This window comes from Nonomuraea sp. NPDC050328 (assembly GCF_044459405.1).
In the GTDB taxonomy this organism is placed as follows: Bacteria; Actinomycetota; Actinomycetes; order Streptosporangiales; family Streptosporangiaceae; genus Nonomuraea.
Window position 1 is genome coordinate 586,305 of the sequence record NZ_JBITIW010000004.1, and the last position, 16,547, is coordinate 602,851.

Sequence of the window (16,547 nt, forward strand, 5' to 3'; positions counted from 1 at the left end):
CCTGGTGATGGAGACCGCGATCGTACTGCTCAACCGGGACCTACGGGTCCACGACCACCCTGCCCTGGCCGCCGCCTGCGCCGCCGCCCGGCAGGTCGTTCCGCTGTTCGTGCTGGACCCGGCGATCCCGGCCGGGCGGCGCACGAGCTTCCTGCTCGACTGCCTGACCGACCTGCGGGCCTCGTTGCGGGCCAGGGGCGGGGAGCTGTTCGTCCGGCGCGGGGACACCGTGACCGAGACCCTGCGGCTGGCCCGCCAGGTCGGCGCCGAGGCCGTCCACGCCAGCGCGGACGTCAGCGCGCTCGCGCAACGCCGGCAGCGGCGGCTGGCCGCCGAACGCCTCGACGTCCGGTTCCATCCGGGTGTGACCGTGGTGCCGCCCGGCGAGCTGCGGCCGGGCGGGGGCGGGGACCACTACCGGGTCTTCACGCCCTACTGGCGGGCCTGGAGCCGGCGAGCACGGCGGGCGCCCGCGCCGGTGCCGGAACGGCTGGCCGTGCCGGCCGGGGTGGAGGCGGGGGAGCTGCCCGAGGCCGGGCCACGCTGGGGCGCGATGCGCGGCGGGGAGTCGGCCGGCCGCGAGCGGATGCGCGCCTGGCTGGACACCGGCCTGGACGGCTACGCCGACGGCCACGACGACCTGGCGGGTGACCGTACCTCCCGGCTCAGCCCCTACCTGCGCTTCGGCTGCCTGTCGCCGCTGGAGCTGGCCGCGGCCGGCAACGAGGACTTCACCCGGCAACTGTGCTGGCGCGACTTCCACCACCAGGTCACCGCCGCCTTCCCGGAGATCGCCCGGCGCGACTACCGCCCGCGCGGCCACCGATGGCGCGAGGACCCGGACGCGGCCGAGGCCTGGCGGCAGGGGCTGACCGGCGTCCCGATCGTCGACGCCGGCCTGCGGCAACTGCTCGCCGAGGGCTGGATGCACAACCGCGCCCGGCTGATCACCGCCTCCTACCTGGTGCGGCACCTGCGCCTCGATTGGCGGATCGGCGCCGCGCACTTCCACGAGCTGCTGCTCGACGGGGACGTGGCGAACAACTGCGGCAACTGGCAGTGGGTCGCGGGGACCGGCAACGACACCCGCCCCAACCGCACCTTCAATCCGCTCCGCCAGGCCAGGCGGTTCGACCCCGACGGCGAGTACGTGCGCCGCTACGTGCCCGAACTGGCCGGCCTGCCGGCTTCGGTGATCCACGAACCCTGGCTGTCCGGCCACCCGATGGGCGACTATCCCGTCCCTCTGGCCTGAGCCCTCGTGCGTCCGGACGACCGGACGCCTCGGCCTGGCGAAGGAGGGGCTCTGCCCGAACGGCCGATCCGGCGGGACCGGTCGCCGACTCATGATCGCCTCATGCGAAGAGCCGGAAGAATCATGATCGCGCTGGCATTGGCGGCCTCGGTGACCGCCCTGGCCCAGCCCGCCCGGGCGGACGCGGACCCGTGCGAGCACAGCGAAGCCCGGGCGCTGCTGCGCGAGCTCAAGGTGATCGGCGCGGTCCTGACCGTGGAACGGCCCGGTTGCCGCCCTTGGACCGCGGCGGCCGGCCGGGCCGAGCTCGGACGCGAGCGGGCCATGCGCGGCGACGAGCGGTTCCGGATCGGCAGCGTGACGAAGACCTTCACCGCGACCGTCGTCCTCCAACTGGTCGCCGAGGGGCGGCTGGAGCTGGACCGGCCGGTCGTGGACTACCTGCCCGGCCTGGTTCCGGCGGCGATCACCGTCCGCGAGGTGCTCGACCACACCAGCGGGCTCGGCGACTACACCAAGGCCCTCGACCTGGGCCGCGCCGACGAGTGGCGGCTGAAGCGGTACGAGGCCGCCGACCTGGTCGCCCGGGGCGTCCGGCTGAAGAGCACGCCGCGCGGCGAGTGGCACTACTCCAACACCAACTACCTGGTCGCCGGCCTGCTGGTGGAGAAGGTCACCGGCAACGACGTCTGCCGCGAGGTGACCCGGCGGATCCTGCGCCCGCTCGGGCTGCGGGACAGCTCCTGGCCGGGGAACACCACCAAGATCCCGGGACGGCACGCGCACGGCTACTTCCCGCTGCCCGAAGGCCCGGCGGACGTGACGAGGAGCTTCCACCCCAGCCTGGCGGGGGCGAGCGGGGCGCTGATCTCGACGCCGGCCGACGTCAACCGCTTCCTCGCCGCCCTGCTCGACGGCCGGCTGCTGCCCGACCACGTGCTGGCCCGGATGCGGGAGGGCGTGGCGACCGGCAACCGCCTCTGGCCAGGGGCGAGGTACGGGCTGGGCCTGGTGAGCACGCCGTCCCGGGCCTGCGAAGGCGTCTGGTACGGCCATCGCGGCAGCTTCTACGGCTACCGTACGCTGGCCGGCGCCACGGCCGACGGGCGAAGGGCCACGGTGGCGGTCAACGCCTACCCGCTGCCGAAGGCCGTGGAGACCAAGCTGAGGGAGCTGGTGGATCGGGCCCTGTGCGGAAACGCCGCCCGCGACCGGTAGGTCGGGGCGGCGGCCCGTCACGGAGGAGAGCCGCCAGCCGCACGCAGGCGAACTCTCACCTGCTTAGATGCCGGAGATCACCAACTGGTTCGCGACCTAGCCCTGCTGGGCGCGGAAGTGCGCGACGAGCGCGTTGGCGTGACCGTGGCCCAGGCCGTGCTCGGTCTTCAGCCAGGAGACGAGCTCCATGTGCTTGGTCAGGGGAGAGGCCTGGATCAGGTCCAGCCACTCCTGGACGGGCTTGCCGTACTTCTTCTCGATGGCCGGGAAGTAGCTGCTCGGGTCGCCCTTGGCAGGGGTCGATGCGGTCATGGGGAAAGTCTGGCAGGGGCCTCCACCTGCGAGGACACGGGGGTCTCCGGGCGGTCGGCGAGCTTGCGCAGGAGAACCTCACCGGGTCCGCGGTACCCGGCGGCGTGCATCAGCCAGGCGAGCAGGAGCGAGACGACCCAGACCGCGACCGCGATCACGAAGGTGGCCGCGAAGCTCAGGTCGTCGTGCAGGCCGAGGCCGAAGGGGTAGAAGAGCACGACCCACACCACGGCCTGGAAGAGGTAGAAGCTCAGCGAGCGCTGGCCCAGGGCGGTCAGGGCGGTGGTGAGCGGGCCACGGCGGTGGATACGCACGGCGATGAGGCCGATGGCCGCGGCCATGCCGACGCCGCCGGCGTACCCGGTCAGGTCGTGCCCGACGGCGATGGCCCAGCGCAGCGGCGTCGCGGGCAGCGGGAAGGCGCCGGCGGCCAGGAGCGCGGCGGGCAGCCGGCCGATCAGGGCGAGGGCGAGGCCGCCGTAGGCGAGCCGGCGCAGGAGGGGCAGGTGCCGCTCGGGCTCGTCGAGCAGCCGGCGGCGGGCGGCCCAGATGCCGGCCAGCATGCCGGGGACGACCATGATGGTGCCGGCCAGCGCGTTGCCGGGCCAGGTGGGGAGGTTGCCGATCAGGTGCTCGCCGAAGGTGCCGGCCATGAAGGAGGTCATGGTGACCGGCCCGGCCTGGGCGATGACGCTCTGCCAGGCCAGCAGCAGGGTGGCCGGGATCAGCGTCAGGCCGGCCGTCCACCACAGGACCGAGTCCCTGGCCCGCACCATGGGAGCGAGGGCCAGCAGGGTCAGCCCGTAGACCGCGATGATGTCGAACGGCACCAGCAGCGCGGTGTTCAGCAGGCCGATCGCGACCAGCCACCAGGCCCGGCGGCGCATCAGCTTGCGGGTGGAGATCCACTCCAAACCCTTGGCCCGGCGGCTGTGCGCCAGTTGCCCGAGGCCGTAGCCGAACAGGAAGATGAACATGTCCCGGGCCTGGTTGTCGGCGATCAGTGATTTGGTGAACGCGAGCCAGGCGGGGCCGCTCCAGTCGCCGACGAAGGCGGGCGCGTGGGCCAGAGCGATGAGGAGCAACATGAAGCCGCGGGCCAGGTCGGGGGCGAGCGAGCGAGTCTTGTTCAACACCTGGCGAACGCTACGTTGCATTCAAGCTTCGATCAATCCATAATCTGAGGAATTGCTCCGTTTGTGCAGGATAAAGAGTCCGAGAATTGCATCGAGTCTCCGCCTGAACGCAACGGCACTATTGCAATGGCCTCGGAACCGAACGCAACGGAGGACACCTGGATGCCCGGAGGACGGCTGACCGCGCAGGACCGTAAGGACATCGCCGCCGGTCTGGCCGAAGGGCTGGGCTACGCCGAGATCGCCCGCCGCCTCGACCGCCCGACCTCGACGATCAGCCGCGAGGTCGCGCGCAACGGCGGCCCGGAGTCCTACCGCGCCGACCGGGCCCAGCGCGAGACCGGCAAGCGGGCCAAGCGCTCCGGCCCGGCCGCCCCCAAGGTCCCGGCCATCCCCAACCCCTTCGGCCGCGACCCGCGCGCGGTGCGCGCCTTCGAGGAACGCCTGGTCGAGGTGCTGGTCAGCGGCGGCATGCCGCAGATGGCGGCCCGGGTCATGGTGACGCTCTACCTCACCGACAGCGGCACCCTCACCGCGGCCGAGCTCGTCGCCCGGCTCCAGGTCAGCCCGGCGTCCATCTCCCTGGCGGTCGGCTTCCTCGAAAGCCAGGAACTGCTCACCAGGCGTCGCGACCCGCGCCGCCGCCGCGACCTGTACGTCGTGGACGACGACGTCTGGCTCCGGTCCTGGCTGGCCAGCGTGCAGGCGAACGCGGCCCTGGTCGAGACCTCGCGGCAGGGCGTCGCCGTCATGGGCGCCGGCACCCCGGCCGGCGCACGCCTGGACGACATGAGCCGGCTGCTCGGGCACCTCATGGACGACATGCTCAGATCCGCCGAACACTGGCGCAAGGTCTTCGCCGCCCGCAGGTCCGGCGAGGCGGTCAAGGACCGAACTCCACCCGCATGATCACCCGGCGCAGCGTCGGCCGGCACACCTCCGTGAAGCCCGCCTCCTCGAACACCTGCACCGCGCCCACGTGCAGCTCGCCCCAGGTGATCTCCTTGCCCGGCTGGGTGAGCATCGCGTACGCCTCCAGCGCGCGAGCCCCCCGCTCCCTGGCGTACGGGACGACCGCGCGTGCCAGCTCGTAGGTCAGCCCCCGGCCCCGATACCCCTTGCGCACCACGAAGCAGGTGACCGACCAGACGCCCTCGTCGTCCTTGTCCTCCTCACGCCCGCTCCACGGCACCCGCAACGTGCGCAACTTCGGGTAGGCGACGCGCGGCTCCACCGCCACCCACGCGACCGGCTCGCCGTCGAGGTAGGCGACCAGCCCGCTGGTCTCCGGCGCCGCCGTCTGGGAGCGCAGCGCCGCGGTCCGCTGGTCCAGGGTGGAGTCGCGCCAGATCCAGCCCTCCACCTTGAAGCGCTGGCACAGGCAGCGGCTCGCCTCGCGGACGCTGAAGATCGCCTGCAGATCCGCCCAGGAGGCCTCGTTGGCCGGGACGATGGTGAGCTTGCTCATGCCTGCGGCGGGTCCTCGCCGACCAGGCCGTCGATCGCCTCGCGGAACAGGTCGGCGTGGCCCACGTGCCGGGCGTACTCGTCGTGCAGGTCGGTCAGCACGCGCCGCAGGTTGGGGGACTCGCCGTCCCGCGTCCTGAACTTCGAGCGCTGGTCGAGCCCGCCGTGCGGCAGGAGCTCGGCCAGAGCCGCCCGCGAGCGGTCGACCGCGCCCTGCCACAGCGCGTACAACTCCTCCGGGCTGTCCCCGTCCACCGCCCAGCCGCCCTGCGGGTCGGCCTTCGTCCACGGCTCACCCAGGGGCCGGCCCAGCAGGTCGACGCAGGTCCGTTCGTCCTCCACCAGCGCCAGGTGCTTGATCAGCCCGGCGAGCGTCATCGCGCTCGGCGGGTGCCGCCGGTGCAGCGCCTCCGCGTCCAGGCCGCCCACCTTCCAGGCGAACTGCGCCCGCGAGCGGTCGAGCGCGAACAGCGCCATCTCGACCTCCCCGGCGTCCATGGCCGGCTCCTCGATCGACGTGTCGAGCAGGTTCTTCTCCATGTCGGGCGATGTTAGATTCCATTCCGGACGGTCTACTGCCGGATTGTGAGCGTGTTCGGTGAAATCTGACGCCGGTCCCGCCGCGCGGGCCCTTCTCGCCCTCGAACTGCTGCAGAACCAGCCCGGCATCCGCGCCGACGCCCTGGCCGACCGGCTCGGCGTCTCCGAGCGGGCCGCGCGCCGCTACGTCGGCATCCTGCGCGAGGCCGGCATCCCCGTCGAGTCCACCCGTGGCCCCTACGGCGGCTACCGCGTCGGCCGCGGTCTGCGGCCCCCGCCGCTCGTCTTCACCGCCGACGAGGCCCTCGGCCTGGTCATGGCCGTGCTCGACGGCCACCACGACGCCGGTGACGGGCCGGTGGGCGCCGCCCTCGGCAAGATCGTCCGGGCGCTGCCCGCGCCGGTCGCCGCCCAGGTCGAGGCGGTCCGCCGGACCACCGCCCCGGCTCCCGACCGCGCCGCCGCCCGCCCCGACCCGCACCTGACCACCGCCCTGGTCCAGGCCTGCTCCCGCCACCAGCGGGTACGGCTGGCGTACCGCACCGGCGGCGGAGCCACCCGCGAGTTCGAGGTCGACCCCTGGGCCGTGGTCGTCCGGCACGGCCGCTGGTACCTGCTGTGCTGGTCGCACACCGCCTCCGCCCGCCGCGCCTACCGCGTCGACCGCATGGCCGCCGTCGCTGCCCTCCCCGCGACCTTCGACCCGCCCGCCGGCCTCGACCCCGTGGCCGTGCTGGAGGAGCACCTCGCCGTCGGCTGGGACTATGAGGTCGACGTGCTCATCCACGCCCCCGCCGCGCTCGCCGCCCGCTGCCTGCCCCGCGCCCTCGGGCTGCTGACCGACCTCTCCCCGCAGTCGTGCCGGCTGACCGGCACCACCAGCAACCCGGCCTGGTACGCCGAGCAACTCGCCGTCCTCCCGGCCCCGTTCCGCGTGGCAGGCTGCCCCGAGCTCCGCGCCGCCGTACGCGAGCTGGCCGAACGGCTGCTGGCCGCTTCGGAGGCGTGACCGCCGCGGCTGCTCAGCCCGCCCGGTGCCGGCGGACCGCGTCCCGGTTGGCGCACCGCGGCGAGCAGTACCGCTGCCGTCCGGTGCGGGAGGTGTCGGCGAAGATCGTGGCGCACTCGGTCACGGCGCACCGCCCGAGCCGGTGCATCCCTCGCCCCACCAGGTGCAACGCGGTCCCCACGGAGATGAGCGCGAACAGCACCGAGCCGAGCGATTGCCGGTCGTCGCGGTAGTGCAGGTGCCAGCCGGTCCCCGCGTGGTCGGTCAGCCGGGGGTAGGCGGCCGACTCCGCCAGCATGCGATTGACCAGCTCGGCGCGTTCGTGCTCGCCGGCGGCGTCGACGACCTTCTCCCACCTCTCCAGAACGGCGTGGACCCGGTCCACGTCCTCAGGCGTGGCCGGCCGCTCCAGCACGAGCCCCGCCGCCCGGCAACGGTCCGCGAGTTCCTCAGCGGTCGCCGGGCGCCGGTTGGCCAGATGCGCGGCCAGGTTCACCGCATCCTCGCCGTAAGGGTTGAAGCGCATAAGACCATTACATCAATCTGATCCGCATGACCCATCACCCCGATGTACGGCAGGCGTCCAAGGACGACATCGCCGAGCTCGTCCGCCTGCGGGCCCTGCTGTTCGAGGACCTCGGCGGCGACTTCTTCAACCCCTCGTCGGCAGGCGACGACTGGCGGGACGCCCTCGCCTCGGTCCTGGAGGCCAAACTGGCGCAGGACGACGCACGGATCCTGGTCGTGGACGGCGTCGGCGGCCTGGCCGCCTGCGGCATCGGCACCATCGAGCAGTGGTTTCCCGGCCCGCACTCACGCAACGGCCGGATCGGGCACGTGATCGGCGTGGTCACCGATCCGGCGCACCGACGGCGCGGCCACAGCCGCGCGATCATGCAGGGGCTGCTCGACTGGTTCCGGGAACGCGAGGCCGTGCGCGTGGACCTGTTCGCCTCCCGGGAGGGTGAACCGCTCTACCGGGAGCTCGGCTTCTTCGACCATCCCGACCCCGCGCTGTGCTGGAAGCCGTGACGAGCCGGCGGGCTGGTCAGAGGGCGGCCATGGCCATCGGGCGGGGCCGCGTGCCGTACACGGGCCGGGTGAGCAGCGCCTGGGCCAGCGAGGCGCGCAGGAGGGTGGCGGTGCGGACGACCGGGATGAGGGTGAGCGCGAAGAGCACCCCGGCCAGGGTGCTGAAGCCCAGGTAGGCGCCGAGGCCATCGCCGAGGCCGAGGAGCTCGGGCAGCGTGGTCTGCGACTCCGACAGGTTGTACAGGATCCAGCCGTACAGCGGGAAGGTGAGCCCCGCGATGGCGCCGGCCCACCAGGTGACGGTGATCACGAAGGCGACGATGGCGAACGGGAAGTTGATGATCGCGTGCAGCAGGTCGAGGAAGGCCTGCCCGCGCGTCAGCGGGTGCATGGTGCGGCGGAACCACCCGGCCCAGCTCGGCGCCTCGGAGTAGTCGGGCACGGCCAGCGGCCGGTCGATCACCTCGGCGAGGCCGCCGCGCTCGAAGTCGGCGAAGCGGCGGGCGGCGCCGGCGGTGCCGGCCAGGACGGGCAGGCCGACGAAGGCGACCGCGCTGCCGACTCCGGCGGCGACGCCGGCGATCGTGACGCTGAAGGACAGCGCTGAGGCGGGCAGTCCGGCCAGGCAGTAGCGGGTGTCGGCGGTGAGGCGCTGGAGGGAGTTCATGCCCATAAAACTACGGATCGGGGCCTGGCGGCTCGATCCTGCTCACCGGCGAACCGGGGGTAGGGCCAGCCCTACTGCCAGGCCCCCGTCCGGGCGGGCGCGGGCGCTGGCCGTACCGCCGTGGGCGTCCATGATCGCGCGGACGATGGACAGGCCGAGCCCGGCGCCCTTGGCCGAGCGCACGCGCTCGCCCTGCGCCCGCCGGAACGGCTCGAACAGGTCGTCCACCTCGTACGGCGCGACCGCCGGCCCGGTGTTCTCGACGACGAGCGAGCCGGTGCCGTCGACGCGCACCCACACCTCGCCGTCGCGGTGGTTGTACTTGACCGCGTTCTCCAGCAGGTTGAACACGGCCCGTTCGAGCAGCAGCGGGTCGCCCTCCACGGTCACCGGCGAGAGGTCGTGGTGGATGGTGACCGAGCGCTTGCGGGCCAGGTCGAGCTGGTCGAGCGCCGCCTTCACCACGGCCGACAGCTCGACCGGCCGGCGCACACCCAGCTCCTCGGCCGATTCGGCGAGCAGGAGCAGCCCCTCGATCAGCCGTTCGTAGCGGGCGTTGGTGCTGAGCAGCGTGCGTGCCAGCGTCCGGAGGTCTTCGGAGCTGTCCGGCTCCTCCAGCGAGACCTCCAGCACGGTCCGGTTGATCGCCAGCGGGGTGCGCAGCTCGTGGGAGGCGTTGGCGATGAAGCGCCGCTGGTTGTCGAAGACGCGGTGCAGCCGGTCGAGCATGGCGTCGAAGGTGTCGGCGAGCTTCTTGACCTCGTCGTCGGGTCCTTCCAGGCCGATGCGCTCGTGCAGCGTGCTCTCCGACAGCCGCCGGGCGGTCTGGGTGACCAGGTCGAGGGGGCGCAGGGCCCGGTCGGCGACGAAGTAACCGATCACCAGCGCGACCAGCCCCACGATGACCAGGATGGTGATCGAGGTGCGCAGCATGTCCTGCTGCACGCCGTCCTCGACGGTCGAGAGCTTCTCGAACAGGACGTCGGCGGAGGCGGCGTCCACCGGCTTCGCGCCGACGATCTTCGTCTTGAGCGAGCGGGTGTTGAACAGGTGCGAGAACCACACCAGCACCGCCCCGGCCAGGAAGAACAGCCCGCCGTAGATCAGCGTGAGCCGGGTGCGCAGGCCGAGCCGTCTCACAGGCGATACCCCCGACCCGGCACGTTCTCGATCACCGAGGGCGTGCCCAGCTTGCGGCGCAACGAGGTCATGGTCACCCGCAGCACCCCGGAGTCGGGCGCGAACTCGTCCCAGACCCGGCGGCGCAACTCGGCCGAGCTGACCAGCTCGCCGCCGGCCTCCAGCAGGGCGCGCAGCAGGTCGAACTCCTTGCGGTTGAGCCCCACGGCCGCGCCGTTCCTGGCCACCGTACGGCGAGCCGGGTCGAGCACGATGCCGCGCCGCTCCAGCGGGGGCGTCTCCGGACGGCCCACCCGCCGCCCCAGGGTGCGGACGCGGGCGACCAGTTCGGCGAAGACGAACGGCTTGGCCAGGTAGTCGTCCGCGCCCAGCCCCAGCCCCTGGACCCGGTCGTGCACCCGGCCGGCGGCGGTGAGCATCAGCACCCGGCTCGACCCGCCGAGCGAGCGGCAGACCTCGTCGCCGTGCACCTCGGGCAGGTCGCGGTCGAGCACGACGACGTCGTAGTCGACGTAGGAGGCCCGTTCGAGCGCTTCCCGCCCGTCGTAGGCGACGTCCACCGCCATCGCGTGCAGCCGCAGGCCGCGGGCGATCGCGTCGGCCATCTGCTCCTCGTCCTCCACCACCAGCACTCTCATGCCGCTGAGCCTGCCGTGCGGGGTGTTAGACCCCGGTAAGCCTTATGAGCCTTATCCACGTTTAGCGCCCGGCTCGCTGGAGTGTGCGGCATGAAGCCACGTTTCGTGCCGGCCCTGCTGCTGGCCCTCGCCCTGTCCGCCTGCGGCTCGACCGCGACCGCCACGGGAGCCGGTACCGGTACCGGCTCGCCCTCCGCCTCGCCCTCCGTCGACCGCCAGCAGGCCGCCCTCAAGTTCGCCCAGTGCATGCGCGAGAACGGCGTGCAGATGGAGGACCCCGGCGCCAACGGCATGATCAAGATCCAGGGCGGTCCCGGCGACCGCGAGAAGGTGGAGAAGGCGCAGAAGGCCTGCCAGCAGCATATGCAGGGCTCCGTCGGCGACCGGGCCGGCGGCCTGTCCAAGGAGGAGCACGACCGGCTGCTCAAGTTCGCGCAGTGCATGCGCGACAACGGCGTCCCGATGGACGACCCGGGCATGGACGGCCGCATCGAGTTCAAGATCTCCAAGGACATCGGCGAGAAGAAGGTCGAGGCGGCACAGGCCGCCTGCAAGGAGTACGCGCCGGGCGGCAAGGGATGAGGCGGGTCCTCACCGCGGCGGCCGCGATCGGGGTGATCGCGGCCGGCGGCTGGCTCGCGCTCGGCCTCGCCGAGCCGGTCGTCGCCCCCACCAGCGCCGGCGCCCCCACGGTCGCGGCCACGGCCGAGATCACCCGCCGCGACCTGGTGGACCGGGAGAAGGTCGACGGCACGCTCACCTACGCCGACCGGCAACGCATCGCCACCGAGCGGGCCGGCACCGTGACCTGGACCCCCGACCCCGGCCGCATCGTGCGGCGCGGCCAGTCGCTGATCAAGGTGGACCGCGAACCGGTCACCCTCCTGTACGGCACGCTCCCCCTCTACCGGGAGCTGTCGTGGGGCGTGAGCGACGGCCCCGACATCACCCAGCTCCGCCGCAACCTCAAGGCCCTCGGCTACGACGTGGACGTGGAGGACGAGTTCGACTACGAGACCTACGCCGCGGTCCTGGAGTGGCAGGAGGACCGCGGCCTGGAGGAGACCGGCCGCATCACCGCCGGCCAGGTCGTCTTCCTGCCCGGCGCGGTCCGGGTCGGCGAGATCAAGGCCGAGGTCGGCGCGAAGGTGCGGCCCGGCCAGGAGATCATGACCGTCAGCGGCACCACGCTCCAGGTGCACGTGGACCTCGACGCGGCCGAGCAGGCCCTGGCCAGGAAGGGCGCCCGGGCGCGGATCGAGCTGCCCGGCGGCGAGACGGTCTCGGGACGCATCGTCGAGGTGGGCAAGGTGGCCGAGTCCTCCGGCGGCCAGGACCCGCGCACCACCATCGACGTCGAGATCGCCCTGGACAAGAAGCCGAAGACCCGGCTCGACCAGGCCCCGGTCGAGGTCGAGCTGCAGAGCGAGAAGCACGAGAACGTGCTCGCCGTCCCGGTGGAGGCCCTGCTGGCCACCCGCGAGGGCGGGTTCGGGCTGGAGGTCGTCGAGGCGGGCGGCAGCCGGGTCGTCCCGGTCGAGCTCGGCACCTTCGCCGAGGGCCTGGTCGAGGTCGAGGGCCCGGGTCTGACCGAGGGCATGAAGGTCGGGGTGCCCGCGACATGATCATCGAGCTGAAGGCGGTGACCAAGGTCTACGGCGGGAACGTCCAGGCCCTTCGCGGCGTCGATCTGCAGGTCGAGCAGGGGGAGTTGCTGGCCATCGTCGGACCGTCCGGATCGGGCAAGTCGACCATGCTGCACATGATCGGCACGCTCGACCGGCCGACCAGCGGGACCGTGCGCATCGCCGGTCACGACGTCGCCACGCTCAACGACCGCCGGCTCTCCGCCCTGCGCGCCCGGCACCTGGGCTTCGTCTTCCAGCACTTCCACCTCTCGCCCGGCGTCCCGGCCGTGGACAACGTGGCCGACGGCCTGCTGTACAGCGGGGTCCCAATCCGGGAACGCCGCGAGCGGGCCGCGGCGGCGCTGCGCCGGGTGGGCCTCGGGCACCGGCTCGGCCACCGGCCCAACCAGATGTCCGGCGGCGAGCAGCAGCGGGTCGCCATCGCGCGGGCCGTGGTCGGCGACCCGCCGCTGCTGCTGGCCGACGAGCCGACCGGCAACCTCGACTCCGCCAGCGGGGCGGAGGTGCTGAGGCTGCTGAAGGAGCTCAACGACGCCGGCACCACGATCGCGATCATCACGCACGACAACGACATCGCCGAGTGGTGTCCCCGCCAGGTACGGGTGCGCGACGGGAGGCTGGCATGAAGCCGGCACGCCTCTCGCCGGGCGACGTGCTGCGCGTGGGCGCGGCCGGGCTGCGCAGCAGGCCCGCGCGGGTGATCCTGTCCGCGCTGGGCATCGCGATCGGCATCGCCACCATGATCGCGGTGATCGGCATCTCATCCTCCTCGCGCGAGCAGCTCCTGCGCCAGCTCGACCGGCTCGGCACCAACCTGCTGACCGTCGCGCCCGGCCAGACCGTCTTCGGCGAGCAGGCCAAGCTGCCGGAGACCGCCCTGGCCATGGTCGGCCGGATCGACCAGGTCCAGACCGCCGCCGCCACCGGCGTCGTCGACACCTCGGTGCGGCGCACCAACCACATCTCCGAGGCGGTCACCGGCGGCATCACCGTCCAGGCCGCCTCCACCGAGCTGCTCACCACGCTGGAGGGCGAGGTCGTCACCGGCGCCTGGCTCAACGACGCCACCGGCCGGCAGCCGGCCGTCGTGCTGGGCGCGGAGGCGGCCAAGCGGCTCGGCGTCACCAGGACCGGCGTGCGGGTCTGGATCGGCAACCGCTGGTTCACCGTGCTCGGCGTACTCGGGCCGATGCCGCTCGCGCCGGAGATCGAGCGCTCGGCGCTGGTCGGGTTCCCGGCGGCGGAGAAGTACCTCGGGTTCGACGGGCATCCGACGACCGTCTACGAACGTTCGGCCGACGAGGCGGTCGAGCAGGTGCGAACCCTGCTGCCGCGCACGGTCAACCCGCAGGCCCCCGAGGAGGTGCAGGTCAGCCGTCCCTCCGACGCGCTGGCCGCCAAGGCCGCCGCGGCCGGGGCTTTCACCAGCCTGCTGCTCGGCCTGGGTGCGGTGGCGCTGCTGGTGGGCGGGGTCGGCGTGGCCAACACCATGGTCATCTCGGTGCTGGAGCGGCGCAGGGAGATCGGCCTGCGGCGCTCGCTCGGGGCGACGCGGGGGCAGGTGCGGACGCAGTTCCTGGCCGAGTCGCTGCTGCTGTCGGCGCTCGGCGGAGCCGTCGGAGCGGTGCTGGGCACGGCCGCGACCATGGGGTACGCGGTGTGGCGGGACTGGCCGCCGGTCGTGCCGCCCTGGGCGATCCTCGGCGCGGTCGGCGCGACCCTGGTGATCGGCACGATCGCCGGGATCTACCCGGCGATGCGCGCCGCCCGCCTGTCGCCCACCGTCGCGCTCACCACGACGTAAGAGCGCCCGCTCAGGACACCTTGAGCCGGTAGCCGTAGGTCTCGTGGGCGACCTGGAAGCCCAGCCCGCGATACAGGGCGGCGGCCGGGAGGTTCTCGGCGTTGTGGTTGACGCTCGCCGAGCGCAGCCCGGCCGCCCGCATCTCGGCCAGCGCGTGCGCCATGACCGCCCGCGCCAGGCCGAGGCGGCGGAAGCCGGCGTGCGTGCCGACCGGCTCGAAGTGGCCGGTCCCGTTGCGCGGGTCGGTCCAGGCGACGGTGAAGGCCCCCACTCGGCCCTCCGGGTCGACCGCGACCACGGCCGGGGCCTGCGCGCGGCCCAGGATCAGCCGGCCGTAGTCGGCCCCGCGCCAGTCGGAGCCGAAGGCGCTGTTGTGCGCCTCGGCCAGCGTCCAGGCGTCGCTGCCGGTCGCCTGCCGTACGGTGAAGCCGTAGGGGAGCAGAGCCTCGGGCACCGGCTCGGCCAGGGAACGGTCGTTCACGTGGTCCCAGACCCGGAAGCGCTCGAAGCCCAGCCGGTGCAGCAGCTCGATGCGGCTGCTCGAACAGTCGAGCACGTCGGTCAGCACGTACGGCCGGCCCGAGGCCGCGGTGGTGCGCGCGGCGAACTCCAGCAGCTCCGCCTCCGTCTCCGACCCGGCCAGCTCCGGCGCCACGAACAGGTCGAAGGCCTCGCCGAAGCGCATCGTCAGCGCCAGGGCGACGATCTCGCCGCCGTCCTCCCACAGGTGCACGCGGTCGGGGTCGCCGCGCAGGTTCTCGTAGATGCGGTGCGGCACCTCGCCCACGTGGTCGTAGGCGCAGCGCCCGCCGCGTTCGATCCAGCCGGAGAAGGCGTCCAGGAGCCGGGGCAGCTCGGCGTGGGTGTAGGGGCGAACTCTCATCGACCTGCTCGATGCTCCTGGGGGCTGACGCCGCGCACGCGCTTGAAGGCGGCGCTGAGCGCGAAGGGGCTGCCGTAGCCGACCTTCCGTGCCACCGTACCGATCGTCGCGCCCGGCTCGCGCAGCAGGTCGGCGGCGAGGGTGAGCCGCCAGTCGGTCAGGTAGCTCATCGGGGGCTCGCCGACCAGGTCGGTGAAGGTGCGGGCGAAGGTGGCGCGGGAGACGCCGACCCGCTCGGCCAGCGCGGCGACCGTCCACGGGTGTGCCGGGTCGTTGTGCATCAGCCGCAGCGCCCGGCCCACCACGGGGTCGCCGAAGGCGAGGTACCAGTGCGTGTCCCGCGAGGCGAACCAGCCGCGCAGCACCGCGATGACCAGCAGGTCGAGCAGCCGGTCGAGGACGACCTCCTGGCCGGGGTCGTCCTTGCCGATCTCGTGGTCGAGCAGCGCCACCAGCGGGCTGTCCACCGCGGGCATGACGACCAGCGGCGGCAGGGCGCGCAGCAGCCGCTTGCTGACCTCGGAGTCGAGCTGGTAGCTGCCGATCAGCATCGCCGTCGCGCCGTCGGGGGAGGTGCCCCAGGTGCGCAGGCCCAGGCTCATCTCCTGCACCAGCTCGCGGCCGTCGAGCGTACGGCAGTGCTGGCCGGGGTCGATGACGATCTGGACCGGGGAGGACGGGTCGTCGCAGAAGGTCAGCGGCTCGGGGCCGCGGGTGATGACCACGTCGCCCTGGCGGAGCCGTACGTCGGGCAGGACCCACGCGTCGCCGCGCAACATGACCACGACGCTCAGCGGCGCCTCGTCCTGCACCAGGATCGACCACGGCGGGTCGAGCAGAGCCCGGACGAGGAAGGCGCCCTGCGCCCGCGGGCCGCTGAGAAGTCCGGCGAGTGCGTCCATGCGTGAGACGATAGAACATGGAAGTGAGTCGCTCAACTATGGAGAGTCTCACGCTCCTGCACTTCACTAGGAGACATGACAAACCTGGTGATTGGCGCGAACGGCAAGACCGGCCGCCGAGTGATGGACCGCCTGACCGCCCGCGGCCTGGACGCGCGAGGCGTCTCCCGCCCCCGCTTCGACTGGACCCAGCCCTCGACCTGGGACGGCGTCTTCGACGGCGTGCGGGCCGCGTACGTGACCTACCAGCCCGACCTGGCCTTCCCCGGCGCGGCCGAGGCCATCCGCGAGCTGACCGGCCTGGCCGTGCGCAGCGGGGTGCGGCGGCTGGTGCTGCTGTCCGGGCGCGGCGAGGACGAGGCGGCGGTCAGCGAGCGGACCGTGCTGGAGTCCGGCCTGGAAGCGACGATCGTGCGCTGCAGCTTCTTCAACCAGAACTTCTCCGAAGGCGCCTTCGCCGGCATGGTCGAGGGCGGCGTGCTGGCGCTGCCGGCGGGCGAGCGGGCCGAGCCGTTCGTGGACGCCGAGGACATCGCCGACGTGGTGACCGCGGCGCTGACCGAGGACGGCCACGCCGGCCAGGTCTACGAGCTGACCGGGCCGCGGCTGCTCACCCTCGACCAGGTCGCCTCCGAGATCTCCGCGGCCTCCGGCCGTCCGGTGCGCTACCTGCCGCTCGGCGCGGCCGAGTACGTGGACCTGCTCACCGGCTACGGCCTGCCGCGCGAGGAGGCCGAGGCGCTGACCGACCTGTTCACCCAGGTGCTGGACGGTCGCAACGAGAGCCTGACCGACGGGGTCCGCCGGGCCCTCGGCCGGGAGCCCCGCGACTTCGCCGACTACGCGAAGACCGCCTTCACCCGCTAGCCCGCGATCGGCCGGATACCGGCAGACT

General features: G+C 72.9%; 20 protein-coding genes. 10 read left to right on the plus strand and 10 right to left on the minus strand.

Features of this window, described 5'->3' with window-relative positions; all coding sequences use genetic code 11:
* Positions 1–7 precede the first annotated feature (7 nt).
* Together ACIBG7_RS19180 and ACIBG7_RS19185 are read left to right on the plus strand one after the other, a co-directional pair.
* The gene (locus ACIBG7_RS19180; RefSeq protein ID WP_397337067.1) at positions 8–1,255 is read left to right on the plus strand and encodes a cryptochrome/photolyase family protein; all 1,248 of its coding nucleotides are present in this window, start codon (positions 8–10) and stop codon (positions 1,253–1,255) included.
* 102 nt (positions 1,256–1,357) lie between these two features.
* Positions 1,358–2,473, plus strand: a complete 1,116-nt coding sequence (locus ACIBG7_RS19185; protein ID WP_397337068.1) for a serine hydrolase domain-containing protein — start codon at positions 1,358–1,360, stop codon at positions 2,471–2,473.
* 96 nt (positions 2,474–2,569) lie between these two features.
* On the opposite strand, the gene ACIBG7_RS19190 is transcribed toward ACIBG7_RS19185, so the two are convergent.
* Positions 2,570–2,785 (minus strand): DUF4287 domain-containing protein, encoded by a 216-nt coding sequence (locus ACIBG7_RS19190; protein WP_357933887.1) that lies wholly within the window; start codon positions 2,783–2,785, stop codon positions 2,570–2,572.
* A complete protein-coding gene (locus ACIBG7_RS19195) occupies positions 2,782–3,921 on the minus strand; it encodes a DUF418 domain-containing protein (protein ID WP_397337069.1) in 1,140 nt (379 codons plus the stop codon). Before ACIBG7_RS19195 ends, ACIBG7_RS19190 begins: the two co-directional genes overlap by 4 nt.
* Before the next feature lie 162 nt (positions 3,922–4,083).
* Between ACIBG7_RS19195 and ACIBG7_RS19200 the strand changes: the two genes are divergently transcribed.
* Positions 4,084–4,830, plus strand: a complete 747-nt coding sequence (locus tag ACIBG7_RS19200) for a helix-turn-helix domain-containing protein (protein WP_397337070.1) — start codon at positions 4,084–4,086, stop codon at positions 4,828–4,830.
* Here ACIBG7_RS19200 and ACIBG7_RS19205 read toward each other — a convergent pair.
* Entirely contained in the window at positions 4,805–5,389 is a 585-nt protein-coding gene (locus ACIBG7_RS19205; protein WP_397337072.1) for a GNAT family N-acetyltransferase, read from the minus strand. The genes ACIBG7_RS19200 and ACIBG7_RS19205 overlap by 26 nt on opposite strands.
* Complete coding sequence (locus ACIBG7_RS19210) at positions 5,386–5,928, minus strand: DinB family protein (protein ID WP_397337073.1); 543 nt, start codon at positions 5,926–5,928, stop codon at positions 5,386–5,388. Before ACIBG7_RS19210 ends, ACIBG7_RS19205 begins: the two co-directional genes overlap by 4 nt.
* 58 nt (positions 5,929–5,986) lie before the next feature.
* Between ACIBG7_RS19210 and ACIBG7_RS19215 the strand changes: the two genes are divergently transcribed.
* On the plus strand, positions 5,987–6,937 hold the full coding sequence (locus ACIBG7_RS19215; RefSeq protein WP_397337074.1) for a helix-turn-helix transcriptional regulator: 951 nt from the start codon (positions 5,987–5,989) through the stop codon (positions 6,935–6,937).
* A gap of 13 nt (positions 6,938–6,950) precedes the next feature.
* Here ACIBG7_RS19215 and ACIBG7_RS19220 read toward each other — a convergent pair whose 3' ends face one another.
* Complete coding sequence (locus ACIBG7_RS19220; protein ID WP_397337075.1) at positions 6,951–7,463, minus strand: CGNR zinc finger domain-containing protein; 513 nt, start codon at positions 7,461–7,463, stop codon at positions 6,951–6,953.
* Between the two features lie 26 nt (positions 7,464–7,489).
* On the opposite strand from ACIBG7_RS19220, the gene ACIBG7_RS19225 reads away from it, so the two are divergent.
* The gene (locus ACIBG7_RS19225) at positions 7,490–7,969 is read left to right on the plus strand and encodes a GNAT family N-acetyltransferase (RefSeq protein ID WP_357933872.1); all 480 of its coding nucleotides are present in this window, start codon (positions 7,490–7,492) and stop codon (positions 7,967–7,969) included.
* A gap of 16 nt (positions 7,970–7,985) precedes the next feature.
* Here the strand turns inward: ACIBG7_RS19225 and ACIBG7_RS19230 are convergent, their stop codons facing one another.
* The 3 genes from ACIBG7_RS19230 to ACIBG7_RS19240 are packed head-to-tail and all read right to left on the minus strand — an operon-like array spanning position 7,986 to position 10,414.
* The gene (locus tag ACIBG7_RS19230) at positions 7,986–8,636 is read right to left on the minus strand and encodes a sensor domain-containing protein (protein ID WP_357933869.1); all 651 of its coding nucleotides are present in this window, start codon (positions 8,634–8,636) and stop codon (positions 7,986–7,988) included.
* A 42-nt stretch (positions 8,637–8,678) separates the two neighbouring features.
* Positions 8,679–9,776: an ATP-binding protein gene (locus ACIBG7_RS19235; RefSeq protein WP_357933866.1), complete on the minus strand. Its 1,098-nt coding sequence runs from the start codon at positions 9,774–9,776 to the stop codon at positions 8,679–8,681.
* On the minus strand, positions 9,773–10,414 hold the full coding sequence (locus tag ACIBG7_RS19240; RefSeq protein ID WP_357933863.1) for a response regulator transcription factor: 642 nt from the start codon (positions 10,412–10,414) through the stop codon (positions 9,773–9,775). Before ACIBG7_RS19240 ends, ACIBG7_RS19235 begins: the two co-directional genes overlap by 4 nt.
* A 90-nt stretch (positions 10,415–10,504) precedes the next feature.
* On the opposite strand from ACIBG7_RS19240, the gene ACIBG7_RS19245 reads away from it, so the two are divergent.
* Genes ACIBG7_RS19245 through ACIBG7_RS19260 form a run of 4 tightly spaced genes read left to right on the plus strand, consistent with a single transcriptional unit; the run spans position 10,505 to position 13,867 of the window.
* Positions 10,505–10,996, plus strand: coding sequence for a hypothetical protein (locus tag ACIBG7_RS19245; RefSeq protein WP_357933861.1), 492 nt, complete (start codon positions 10,505–10,507; stop codon positions 10,994–10,996).
* Entirely contained in the window at positions 10,993–12,039 is a 1,047-nt protein-coding gene (locus ACIBG7_RS19250) for an efflux RND transporter periplasmic adaptor subunit (RefSeq protein ID WP_397337076.1), read from the plus strand. The genes ACIBG7_RS19245 and ACIBG7_RS19250 overlap by 4 nt, the downstream gene beginning before the upstream one ends.
* A complete protein-coding gene (locus tag ACIBG7_RS19255) occupies positions 12,036–12,689 on the plus strand; it encodes an ABC transporter ATP-binding protein (RefSeq protein WP_357933856.1) in 654 nt (217 codons plus the stop codon). Before ACIBG7_RS19250 ends, ACIBG7_RS19255 begins: the two co-directional genes overlap by 4 nt.
* The gene (locus ACIBG7_RS19260; protein ID WP_357933853.1) at positions 12,686–13,867 is read left to right on the plus strand and encodes an ABC transporter permease; all 1,182 of its coding nucleotides are present in this window, start codon (positions 12,686–12,688) and stop codon (positions 13,865–13,867) included. Before ACIBG7_RS19255 ends, ACIBG7_RS19260 begins: the two co-directional genes overlap by 4 nt.
* Before the next feature lie 10 nt (positions 13,868–13,877).
* Here ACIBG7_RS19260 and ACIBG7_RS19265 read toward each other — a convergent pair whose 3' ends face one another.
* Positions 13,878–14,750 carry a GNAT family N-acetyltransferase gene (locus ACIBG7_RS19265; protein WP_397337077.1) on the minus strand — a complete coding sequence of 291 codons (873 nt, stop codon included), beginning with the start codon at positions 14,748–14,750 and terminating at the stop codon, positions 13,878–13,880.
* Positions 14,747–15,652: an AraC family transcriptional regulator gene (locus ACIBG7_RS19270; RefSeq protein ID WP_357933847.1), complete on the minus strand. Its 906-nt coding sequence runs from the start codon at positions 15,650–15,652 to the stop codon at positions 14,747–14,749. The genes ACIBG7_RS19265 and ACIBG7_RS19270 overlap by 4 nt, the downstream gene beginning before the upstream one ends.
* Before the next feature lie 75 nt (positions 15,653–15,727).
* Here ACIBG7_RS19270 and ACIBG7_RS19275 point away from each other — a divergent pair, with 75 nt between their 5' ends.
* A complete protein-coding gene (locus tag ACIBG7_RS19275) occupies positions 15,728–16,519 on the plus strand; it encodes an NmrA family NAD(P)-binding protein (protein ID WP_397337078.1) in 792 nt (263 codons plus the stop codon).
* The last annotated feature ends 28 nt before the right edge of the window (positions 16,520–16,547 follow it).

Coding starts and splice junctions, on each gene's coding strand:
- ACIBG7_RS19180 (WP_397337067.1), top strand. CDS start 8: ATGGAGACCGCGATCGTACTGCTCAACCGGGACCTACGGGTCCACGAC.
- ACIBG7_RS19265 (WP_397337077.1), bottom strand. CDS start 14,750: ATGAGAGTTCGCCCCTACACCCACGCCGAGCTGCCCCGGCTCCTGGAC.
- ACIBG7_RS19185 (WP_397337068.1), top strand. CDS start 1,358: ATGCGAAGAGCCGGAAGAATCATGATCGCGCTGGCATTGGCGGCCTCG.
- ACIBG7_RS19210 (WP_397337073.1), bottom strand. CDS start 5,928: ATGGAGAAGAACCTGCTCGACACGTCGATCGAGGAGCCGGCCATGGAC.
- ACIBG7_RS19205 (WP_397337072.1), bottom strand. CDS start 5,389: ATGAGCAAGCTCACCATCGTCCCGGCCAACGAGGCCTCCTGGGCGGAT.
- ACIBG7_RS19200 (WP_397337070.1), top strand. CDS start 4,084: ATGCCCGGAGGACGGCTGACCGCGCAGGACCGTAAGGACATCGCCGCC.
- ACIBG7_RS19260 (WP_357933853.1), top strand. CDS start 12,686: ATGAAGCCGGCACGCCTCTCGCCGGGCGACGTGCTGCGCGTGGGCGCG.
- ACIBG7_RS19225 (WP_357933872.1), top strand. CDS start 7,490: ATGACCCATCACCCCGATGTACGGCAGGCGTCCAAGGACGACATCGCC.
- ACIBG7_RS19230 (WP_357933869.1), bottom strand. CDS start 8,636: ATGAACTCCCTCCAGCGCCTCACCGCCGACACCCGCTACTGCCTGGCC.
- ACIBG7_RS19220 (WP_397337075.1), bottom strand. CDS start 7,463: ATGCGCTTCAACCCTTACGGCGAGGATGCGGTGAACCTGGCCGCGCAT.
- ACIBG7_RS19255 (WP_357933856.1), top strand. CDS start 12,036: ATGATCATCGAGCTGAAGGCGGTGACCAAGGTCTACGGCGGGAACGTC.
- ACIBG7_RS19245 (WP_357933861.1), top strand. CDS start 10,505: ATGAAGCCACGTTTCGTGCCGGCCCTGCTGCTGGCCCTCGCCCTGTCC.
- ACIBG7_RS19240 (WP_357933863.1), bottom strand. CDS start 10,414: ATGAGAGTGCTGGTGGTGGAGGACGAGGAGCAGATGGCCGACGCGATC.
- ACIBG7_RS19250 (WP_397337076.1), top strand. CDS start 10,993: ATGAGGCGGGTCCTCACCGCGGCGGCCGCGATCGGGGTGATCGCGGCC.
- ACIBG7_RS19270 (WP_357933847.1), bottom strand. CDS start 15,652: ATGGACGCACTCGCCGGACTTCTCAGCGGCCCGCGGGCGCAGGGCGCC.
- ACIBG7_RS19190 (WP_357933887.1), bottom strand. CDS start 2,785: ATGACCGCATCGACCCCTGCCAAGGGCGACCCGAGCAGCTACTTCCCG.
- ACIBG7_RS19275 (WP_397337078.1), top strand. CDS start 15,728: ATGACAAACCTGGTGATTGGCGCGAACGGCAAGACCGGCCGCCGAGTG.